This window comes from Methylobacterium sp. WL69, assembly GCF_008039485.1.
Lineage (GTDB): Bacteria > Pseudomonadota > Alphaproteobacteria > Rhizobiales > Beijerinckiaceae > Methylobacterium.
Map to the genome: position 1 here is coordinate 1 of NZ_VRUZ01000166.1, position 3,663 is coordinate 3,663.

2 protein-coding genes are annotated in these 3,663 nt (G+C 70.0%); one reads left to right on the forward strand and one right to left on the reverse strand.

Annotation, left to right across the window (positions count from 1 at the left end; all coding sequences use genetic code 11):
- The first annotated feature begins 28 nt into the window (after positions 1-28).
- Positions 29-1,813 (forward strand): chloride channel protein, encoded by a 1,785-nt coding sequence (locus FV218_RS22025; RefSeq protein ID WP_147711554.1) that lies wholly within the window; start codon positions 29-31, stop codon positions 1,811-1,813.
- A 16-nt stretch (positions 1,814-1,829) separates the two neighbouring features.
- On the opposite strand, the gene FV218_RS22030 is transcribed toward FV218_RS22025, so the two are convergent.
- A complete protein-coding gene (locus FV218_RS22030; RefSeq protein WP_056095749.1) occupies positions 1,830-3,188 on the reverse strand; it encodes an MFS family transporter in 1,359 nt (452 codons plus the stop codon).
- Between the last annotated feature and the right edge of the window lie 475 nt (positions 3,189-3,663).

Genomic DNA, 3,663 nt, shown 5'->3' on the forward strand with positions numbered 1-3,663 from the left:
GAACGCGCCCCGTCCCCTCCTCACCCGCGTGTTCGCCCAGGCTCCGGCGCGCGCCCGCGCCCTGGTGCGCGGCGGCGAGATCGGCCTCGTCGCCCTGGCGGGCCTCGCCGGCTGCGGCGCGGGCGTCCTGGTGGCGGCCATGGCCTGGGTGACGCAGGCCCTGCGCGAAGGGCTCTACGGCCTGCCGCACGGCGCCCGCCTCAGCGCCAGCCACGACCTGCCGGCCCTCACCCTGCTCCTCGCCCCGGCGGCGGGCGGCGTGCTGCTGGGCATCCTCGCCCTCGCCCGGCGGCGTGAACGGCGCCCGCAGGCGGTCATCGACCCCATCGAGGCCAACGCCCTGCACGGGGGACGGATGTCCGTGCGCGGCTCGGGACTCGTCGCCCTCCAGAACGTGATCTCGAACGGGTGCGGCGCCTCCGTCGGTCTCGAGGCCGGCTACACCCAGCTCTGCGCCGGCCTCGCCTCGCGCCTGGGACTGTCGTTCGAGCTGCGGCGGAGCGACCAGCGCACCTTGGTAGGATGCGGGGCCGCCGCCGCCATCGCGGCCGCCTTCGGGGCGCCGCTCACGGGGGCATTCTACGCCTTCGAGCTCATCATCGGCACGTATTCCATCGCCACCCTGACGCCCGTGGTGGTGGCGGCGCTGTGCGGCAGCGTCGTCGCCCGTGCCCTGATGAACCAGCCCGCCCTCGTCACCGTCGAGGGCCTCGACGCCCTCACAACGACGGCGATCACCGGGGCCGACACCCTGCCGGTGCTCGGCCTCGGCCTCATCTGCGCCGGCCTCGGCATCCTCATCATGCGCGGCGTCACCCTGGTGGAGGCCGGAATCCGCGCGAGCCGGCTGCCCGCCCCGGTGGCCCCCGCCCTCGGCGGCCTGTGCGTCGGCGCCCTGGCGCTGGCGACCTCGCCGCAGCTGCTCTCGGGCGGCCACGGGGCGCTGCACCTCCATCTCGACAACCCCGGGACCGGCATGGGACTCGGGGCCCTCGCCCTGCTGTTCGCCGCCAAGGCGACGGCCTCGGCCATCTCCATCGGTTCGGGGTTTCGCGGCGGGCTGTTCTTCGCCTCCCTGTTCCTCGGGGCGCTGGCCGGCGAGGTCTTTTCGGGGTCGATGCCGGGGCTCACCGCGTTCGCGCCCACCCCGCTCGCCTACGCGGTGATCGGCATGAGCGCGCTCGCCGTTGCCGTCATCGGCGGACCGCTGACCATGACCTTCCTGGCCCTGGAGCTCACGGGAAGCTTTCCCATCACCGGCCTGGTCCTCGCCGCGGTGATCGCCTCCTCGCTCACCGTGCGGAAGACCTTCGGCTACTCCTTCGCCACCTGGCGCTTCCACCTGCGCGGCGAGAGCATCCGCAGCGCCCACGATGTCGGCTGGATCCGGACCCTCACCGTGGAGACCCTGATGCGGCGCGAGGTGGCCACGGTGCCCCTCGACACCGGCCTCGACGCGTTCCGCGCCGGCCATCCCCTCGGATCGCCCTCGCGGATCGTGGTGGTGGACGGGGCGGGGCGCTACGCCGGCATCGTCCGCGTGCCCGAAGCCCACGCCGCCGCCCGCGCCGCGGAGGGCGCCGCGCCCAGCCTCGCCGGCCTCCTGCGGCACGCGGGCGACGTCCTGACGCCGGGGATGAACGCCAAGGCGGCGGCCGCCGCCTTCGACCGCACGGAGGGCGAGGCGCTGGCCGTCGTCGACGGCCTCGACACCCGCCGGGTGGTGGGTCTCCTGACGGAGAGCCACACCCTCAAGCGCTATGCCGAGGAACTCGACCGGCAGCGCCGGGCGATGCTGGGCGAGACGGCCTGACCCGTCGCCCCACGGATCAGGCGTGGACGACGCGCGCCTTCGCCCCCAGCGCCTCCTCGACGGTGCCGTCGCCGTCGAGATAACCGTGGCGCTTGGGGTTCGGCATGATCAGCGAGGCGACGAAGGCGATGCCCAGCATCACGGTGACGTACCAGAAGAACGTGCTCTCCGAGCCGATCTGCTTCAGGTAGAGGGCCACGGCCTCGGCGGTACCGCCGAACAGGGAGTTGGCGACGGCGTAGGACAGGCCGACGCCAAGCGCCCGCACCTGGGTCGGGAACAGCTCCGCCTTCACGATGCCGGAGATGCCCGTGTAGAAGCTGATCACGGTCAGGCCGATCATGATGAGGCCGAAGGACAGGATCGGGTTGGTGGTGGAGCCGATGGTGGTCATGAGCGGGACCACCATGAGGGTACCGAGCCCGCTGTAGAGCAGCATGTTGGCCTTGCGGCCGATCTTGTCCGACAGCCAGCCGAAGAACGGCTGGATGATCATGTAGACCAGCAGCGCCGCCGTGGAGATCTGCGAGGCGGTGATCTTGTCGATATGCGCCGTGTTGAACAGGTACTTCGGCATGTAGGTGGTGAAGGTGTAGAAGCTCAAAGAGCCGCCGGCCGTGTAGGCCAGCACCACGCAGAACGCGCGCCAGTGCTTGAACAGGGCCGCGAAGGTGCCGGATTCCTTGGAGTTCATGTCCGCCTGGGTGGCGGTCTCGGTGAGCGACGAGCGCAGGTACAGGGCGACCACGGCGGCGAGCGCCCCGATCACGAACGGGATGCGCCAGCCCCAGGCGGTGAGCTGCTGGGCCGTGAGGAAGCCCTGCAGGACGATGAGCACCAGGGAGGCGAGGAGCTGGCCGCCGATGAGGGTGACGTACTGGAACGAGGCGAAGAACCCGCGCCGGCCCTTGATGGCGATCTCGCTCATGTAGGTGGCGCTGGTGCCGTACTCGCCGCCCACCGACAGGCCCTGGATCATCCGGGCGAGGAGCAGCAGGGCCGGGGCGAGGTGGCCGACGCTGGCATAGGTCGGCAGCACGGCGATCATGAGCGAGCCGGCGCACATCATCAGCACCGAGATCATCATCGATTTCTTGCGGCCGAGCCGGTCGGCGAGACGCCCGAACAGCCAGCCGCCGATGGGCCGCATGAAGAAGCCCACCGCGAAGACCGCCGCCGATTTCAGGAGCTGGCTCGTGTCGTCGCCCTCGGGGAAGAACACCGGCGCGAAGTACAGGGCGAAGAAGGCGTAGCAGTAGAAGTCGAACCACTCGACGAGGTTGCCCGACGACGACGCGACGATGGCCTTGATCCGCCGGCGATTGTCCGCCGCCTCGTCGAGCCTCGGCGACATGACTCCAGCACTGTCCGACATGCGCGTCCCCCTGTTTTGTTTGGGATGTTGTTGGATTGGCTCATTCTTTTTTGAGCATGGACCCGCCCGGGGCACGCTTTGCGGGGACGTTAAGCATCGGCGAAAAATTCACAAGGGCTCCGGCGGGCCGGCAGCCCCATGAGCGCCCGCATCGCGGCCGTGGCGGATATGCGCTCAAGCTTTCGTTGGATCAAGCGAGCGCGAACGAAAGGTCTCGCACCCGTCGGACCGAAGAAATTCGGAACGGTTTCTCGGGCGTCCTCGTTGCGGCTGCGCATCGGCGCCGGACGGCGCCGTCGATCAACGGGTCGGGAAACGAAACCATGAGCAAGCTCTTTCGTAGCACGGTCGCGGCCGCGCCCTCCTCGCTCGCTCGACGGTGCGGTTCAGCCCCGGATCACGTCCACGATCTCGTAGGTGTCGGGATCGACGATGACGATGTCGTCGTCGACGAGCACGTAGCGGTAATCCTCGT